Source organism: Vibrio sp. M260118 (genome assembly GCF_036533755.1).
Taxonomy (GTDB): Bacteria; Pseudomonadota; Gammaproteobacteria; order Enterobacterales; family Vibrionaceae; genus Vibrio.
This window is the reverse complement of the sequence record NZ_JATABG010000239.1, coordinates 1-5,601: the sequence shown is the minus strand read 5'-3', so window position 1 is coordinate 5,601 and position 5,601 is coordinate 1. Positions and strand designations below refer to the sequence as shown.

General features: G+C 44.6%; 6 protein-coding genes and 1 pseudogene. All 7 read right to left on the bottom strand.

The window, feature by feature from the left end; all coding sequences use genetic code 11:
- The coding region (gene lapB, locus QTO00_RS13835) for a lipopolysaccharide assembly protein LapB (RefSeq protein WP_331425324.1) at positions 1-1,037 on the bottom strand (1,037 nt) is incomplete at its 3' end.
- A 27-nt stretch (positions 1,038-1,064) separates the two neighbouring features.
- Positions 1,065-1,343, bottom strand: a complete 279-nt coding sequence (locus QTO00_RS13830; RefSeq protein WP_331425323.1) for a LapA family protein — start codon at positions 1,341-1,343, stop codon at positions 1,065-1,067.
- Between the two features lie 142 nt (positions 1,344-1,485).
- Positions 1,486-1,767, bottom strand: coding sequence for an integration host factor subunit beta (gene ihfB / locus QTO00_RS13825; RefSeq protein ID WP_038206844.1), 282 nt, complete (start codon positions 1,765-1,767; stop codon positions 1,486-1,488).
- 207 nt (positions 1,768-1,974) lie between these two features.
- Positions 1,975-3,645, bottom strand: coding sequence for a 30S ribosomal protein S1 (gene rpsA / locus QTO00_RS13820; protein WP_331425322.1), 1,671 nt, complete (start codon positions 3,643-3,645; stop codon positions 1,975-1,977).
- A gap of 102 nt (positions 3,646-3,747) precedes the next feature.
- On the bottom strand, positions 3,748-4,428 hold the full coding sequence (cmk, locus tag QTO00_RS13815) for a (d)CMP kinase (RefSeq protein ID WP_331425321.1): 681 nt from the start codon (positions 4,426-4,428) through the stop codon (positions 3,748-3,750).
- A 150-nt stretch (positions 4,429-4,578) separates the two neighbouring features.
- Positions 4,579-4,872, bottom strand: a complete 294-nt coding sequence (locus tag QTO00_RS13810; protein ID WP_331425320.1) for a ComEA family DNA-binding protein — start codon at positions 4,870-4,872, stop codon at positions 4,579-4,581.
- Between the two features lie 135 nt (positions 4,873-5,007).
- Positions 5,008-5,601, bottom strand: a pseudogene (locus QTO00_RS13805) (peptidylprolyl isomerase); the annotation flags it as partial.

Genomic DNA, 5,601 nt, shown 5'->3' with positions numbered 1-5,601 from the left:
CCAACCAGTTTCTGTAAAGTCCCCAAACTGGCTTTCGCTCTACCTTCTTCAGCCTCGGCTAAATGATAGTCCATGAGGCGATAAAAGCCCTTCATAGTCGGATTTTTTACTAATTGTCTGGTCAGAAGTTCTTGTGCAGCGCCAGCGCCATCGTGTTGCGCAACCAATTGCGCTAGCATTAACTCAGCTGATACACCCGCTTTATTAACAATACACTGGCGCAAGAAGTTAAGTAACTCTTCTTCTCTGCCTAAGTGGTGGTAACACTCGGCCAATGTCGGCAAAACTTCGCTGACAAAATCACTGTCTTGATCTAACACCAACTCCATATACTTGATGGTATTAGTGTAATCGTCATCGTCTAAGTAGAGTTTGCCCAGTGCAATACTCGCTCGGACACATTTTGGGTCTTCAGATAAGGCCCGCTTAAAGTTCTGAATGGCTGCGGCTCGGTCACCCTCAGCACTCTCTTGCATCGCCAACTCACACCAAAAATGAGCAATATTAACACTAGTGCGTTTGCGACCCATTTTAACTAGCAGCGAAGCGTAATGGATAGCTTGAGTCCATTCTCGAGTTTGCTGATAAATCGCAACCAATTGCTGCAAAGCGGCTTCTCTGTGGTCAGGCTCGTCGACAAGCTGCATAAAGATTTTTTCCGCGCGGTCTAAAAAGCCCGATGCCATGTAATCCTTTGCCAGTTGCTGCAAAGCGATATTTTTCTGCTCTAAAGTGAGTCCGGAACGGGAGATCAAGTTTTGGTGAATGCGGATAGCACGGTCAACCTCTCCACGAGAACGGAAAAGGTTACCAAGTGCGAGATGCGTATCGATGGTTTCATTATCAACTTGTAGAAGTTCAATAAAGTGATCGACCGCTTTATCAGACTGGTCTGATAACAATAGGTTCAGACCTGTCACATACTGACGTGAGATCTGATTTGATTGCTTCTGCTTGTCATGCCGGGCACTACGATTACCCATATACCAACCGTACGCGGCGGCAATTGGCAACAACAAGAAGAGAATTTCTAACATCGAGTAACAGCCTACCTAACTACTGATTTAAGCTTTACCTTGATTAGGCTCACTCTTTGCTGGGGAGAGCTTATTAACCTGCTTCTTTAACTTGCGAACCTGCAATTTGGCTTTAAAGTGCAAACTACCGAAAATCAGCCATGCGATTGCAAAGCCACTAACAAATACGCCACCCAATAGAGTCGATAAGTGGAAGTCACCTTGCGCTATAAGGTAGTTAAAGTTCACAACTGCCTGATTCTGAGAGCCTAATGCCAATGCAATTAAAAATAGGGCCAGCACAAGAACGATTTTTATAATTTTCATAGTCCATCACCTAAGATAAGTTCAGCCGTTACGATTATGCAGTAAAAGCAGCAAACAAACCATGGTTATCTCTGGAATTCCGATGATAAAAAAAGCGGCATACCCTATGTATGCCGCTTTTTTATCAGTCTTTTACAAATATCTAGCCGATATTTACACGCTCACGTAGCTCTTTACCTGGTTTAAAGTGAGGGACAAATTTACCGTCTAACTCCACTTTGTCTCCGGTTTTAGGGTTACGACCAACGCGAGGCTCACGGAAGTGCAAAGAGAAGCTACCAAAGCCACGAATCTCGATTCTGTCACCACCTTCTAGTGTAGACGCCATATGCTCTAAAATATCTTTTACAGCATCTTCTATCTCTTTAGCTGAAAGGTGCGTTTGCTCTGCACACAGTCTTTCAATCAATTCAGACTTAGTCATAGTTGCCCTCGTAGAGTAATTTATCACTTATTATAGTCAGTAATACCAGTTCCAACAAACACTTGCTTTAAATTTTAGACAATAAATCAACAATATGTGTAGTGAAAAATGGCTTTTTTTTGAACACCTTGTAGAGACTGGTATTAAGACTCTTTTTAGAACATAAAAAAGGAGCCTTGCGGCTCCTTTTTCTTAAAAGCGATTAAATTATTCGCCTTTAGCTGCTTTGAAAGCGTCAGCCATAGCGTTACCGAATGAAGCGTCGTCTGCTTTGTTCAGTGAAGCCATTGCTTCTTGCTCTTCAGCTTCATCTTTAGCTTTGATAGATAGGTTGATTACGCGGTTCTTACGGTCTACACCTGTGAACTTAGCTTCAACACTGTCACCAGCGCTTAGGATTAGAGAAGCGTCTTCTACGCGGTCACGAGAAACTTCAGAAGCGCGGATGTAACCTTCTACGCCTTCTTCAAGCTCGATAGTTGCACCTTTAGCGTCAACAGCAACAACTGTACCGTTAACTAGAGTGCCTTTCTTCTTCTCAGCAACGTAAGCATTGAATGGGTCGTTTTCCATTTGCTTAACGCCTAAAGAGATACGCTCACGCTCAGCGTCTACTGCTAGTACTACTGCAGAGATCTCGTCGCCTTTCTTGTACTCACGTACCGCTTCTTCACCAGCAACATTCCAAGAAATGTCAGATAGGTGAACTAGACCGTCGATGCCGCCTTCTAGACCGATGAAGATACCGAAGTCAGTAATAGACTTGATCTTACCAGTAACTTTGTCGCCTTTAGCTTGCGCTTCAGCGAAAGATTGCCATGGGTTAGCTTTACACTGTTTAAGGCCTAGAGAGATACGACGACGCTCTTCGTCGATTTCAAGAACCATAACCTCAACTTCGTCGCCAACATTAACAACTTTAGATGGGTGGATGTTCTTGTTAGTCCAATCCATTTCAGAAACGTGTACTAGACCTTCAACGCCTTCTTCGATTTCAACGAAACAGCCGTAGTCAGTTAGGTTAGTAACGCGACCAGATAGTTTGTGACCTTCTGGGTAACGCTTAGCGATTGCTACCCATGGATCTTCGCCTAGTTGCTTAAGACCTAGTGATACGCGAGTACGCTCACGGTCGAACTTAAGAACTTTAACTTGGATCTCGTCACCAACGTTAACGATCTCAGAAGGGTGCTTAACGCGCTTCCAAGCCATGTCAGTGATGTGTAGAAGGCCGTCAACGCCGCCTAGGTCTACGAACGCACCGTAGTCGGTAAGGTTCTTAACGATACCTTTAACTTCTGCGCCTTCTTGTAGAGTTTCTAGAAGCTCTTCACGCTCAACGCTGTTCTCAGACTCGATTACTGCACGGCGAGAAACAACTACGTTGTTACGCTTCTGGTCAAGTTTGATAACTTTGAACTCTAGCTCTTTGTTTTCTAGGTGAGCAGTGTCACGGATAGGACGTACGTCTACTAGAGAACCTGGAAGGAAGGCACGGATACCGTTTAGTTCAACAGTGAAACCACCTTTAACTTTACCGTTGATGATACCAACAACAGTTTCAGCTTCTTCACAAGCTTTCTCAAGTACGATCCACGCTTCGTGACGCTTAGCTTTCTCACGAGAAAGTTGAGTTTCGCCGAAACCGTCTTCTACAGCGTCTAGAGCTACGTCTACTTCAGAACCAACTTCAACTTCAAGCTCGCCAGCAGCGTTCTTGAACTGTTCAGCAGGGATTGCAGACTCAGACTTTAGACCAGCGTCAACAAGAACAAAGCCGTTCTCGATAGCTACTACAGTACCTTTAACGATAGTACCTTGTTGGAATTCAGTCTCGTTTAGAAACTCTTCAAAGAGTTGAGCAAAAGATTCAGTCATTATTTAATCTTCAATAAATTAAACGTCCACGGGTATCCTACCGCGTGGGGTTATTAAATTCGCCGGTCATCATCCTTGCGACCAACGCTCTTACCTAGCCGCCTAAACGACTAGCTTCGATTCGATATATTGTAGTGCTTTTTCTACTACTTCGTCGATACTCATCGAAGTAGAATCAAGCAGAAGCGCATCCTCAGCAGGGCGCAATGGGGCCACTGGGCGATTACGATCTCGGTCGTCTCGCTCTTGGATCTCGCTCAAAAGGTCAGCAAATTTAACATCTAACCCTTTATCTTGCAACTGTTTAAGGCGTCGCTGAGCACGTTCTACCGCGCTCGCATCTAAGAAGATTTTTGCTTCCGCTTGAGGGAAAACGACTGTACCCATATCGCGACCGTCGGCGATCAAGCCTTGACCTTCAGCAAACGCTCGTTGACGACGCAGCAGAGCCTCACGAACTCTTGGCAATGCAGCTACTTTAGATGCCGCCATACCGGTCTCTTCTTTGCGCAGCTCACAAGACACATCTTCGCCTTCAAGGATAACTTTTACTAAGTCGCCTTCCGCGATGAACTGAACATCTAGATGAGTGGCAATCGGAACCAACGCATCTTCCGACTCTAAATCAACACCGTGGTGGATAGCAGCCAAAGCGAGTACGCGATAAATTGCGCCTGAATCTAATAAGTGGAAGCCTAATTTTTTAGATAAAAGCATACAAAGCGTGCCTTTACCCGCTCCACTTGGTCCATCAACGGTCACAACCGGCGTGTGAGACGACATGTTTTACTCCGTGTTAGTTGCCGATTAACGTTTAACGCGTTAACCAATATTCGGCGAAGAATTATAGAGGTAAATGGCATCAGGTTCTAGGCGCATATTGCAGTAAAAACAAAAAAGAGCGCCGTAGCGCCCCTTGCAAATATCAAGCTATCAGAGTTTTATCCGGTCTTGATTTTTCGCCACCAAAGCAGAACCGATCCCTTTAACAGCGGTAAGTGATTCAACTGATTCGAAATTTCCGTGCTCATTACGGTAATCGACTATCGCCTGCGCCTTTTTTAAGCCAACGCCATTCAAAAGCGCAGCTAGCTCTTCGGCAGTAGCGCTATTGACGTTGACTGTGATTTCAATGCCTTCATATTTCGGATCTACTTTCGCTTCCTCGGCGACAGTAAACGGAACAAAACTGATCAGTGCGACAATCAAAAATAGTTGTTTTAGCATGCTCTCTTCCTTGTTAGTTCAATAACAAGTTCAGCATACTTAGCGCGATTAACTTTCCCACTACTCTCTACACAAAACAAAACGGACCGCCAAAGCAGTCCGTTTTAAGTAATGTATCAATTACACTAATACAGGTTATTGAGTCACAACGAAGTATTCGATATCAATTGTTTTACGTAAGATGCTGATTAAACCAGATAAGTCTTGCTGAGCATTTGATTGAGTCATCTGCTGAGCAATTTGCTCATTGTACATAGTGTTAAATACAGCGGAAACTGAAGAAAGCTCAACGACCACAATGTCACCAGATAAGTCTTTCGCCTGCGCGTACTCGACTTGACCTTCAGCAGGTTTCACCATAGAGAACACAACATCAGCCAGTGGAGAACTGCGATCAACGGTTTCGACTTCACCGAACGCTAAGCCATTCTGTTCTAGAAGCTCTTGTTTACCCTGTTTGAGGTCAGCAACAAGAGCGTCAGCTAGTTCAATTGCACGTTGCTCACCTTTCACGCTTGCTAGCGTCTTAGTAACTTGAGAGCGAACTTCTTCAAGCGGTAGTACTGTCTCATCACGCGTATCTTCTACACGAACAACGATTACGTGCTCAGGAGCAACCTCGATAACTTCAGAGTTGAGACCATCTTCTTTCACTTCTGGGCTTACGATAGCTTGAAGTACCGCAGGTGTTTTTAGCAGTTCAGGCGCATCTAGTTCTGAAATGAAGTC

Bases quoted from the DNA above. Each gene is read 5' to 3' on its own strand.
- QTO00_RS13830 (WP_331425323.1), bottom strand. From the start codon at position 1,343: ATGAAAATTATAAAAATCGTTCTTGTGCTGGCCCTATTTTTAATTGCA.
- ihfB (WP_038206844.1), bottom strand. From the start codon at position 1,767: ATGACTAAGTCTGAATTGATTGAAAGACTGTGTGCAGAGCAAACGCAC.
- rpsA (WP_331425322.1), bottom strand. From the start codon at position 3,645: ATGACTGAATCTTTTGCTCAACTCTTTGAAGAGTTTCTAAACGAGACT.
- cmk (WP_331425321.1), bottom strand. From the start codon at position 4,428: ATGTCGTCTCACACGCCGGTTGTGACCGTTGATGGACCAAGTGGAGCG.
- QTO00_RS13810 (WP_331425320.1), bottom strand. From the start codon at position 4,872: ATGCTAAAACAACTATTTTTGATTGTCGCACTGATCAGTTTTGTTCCG.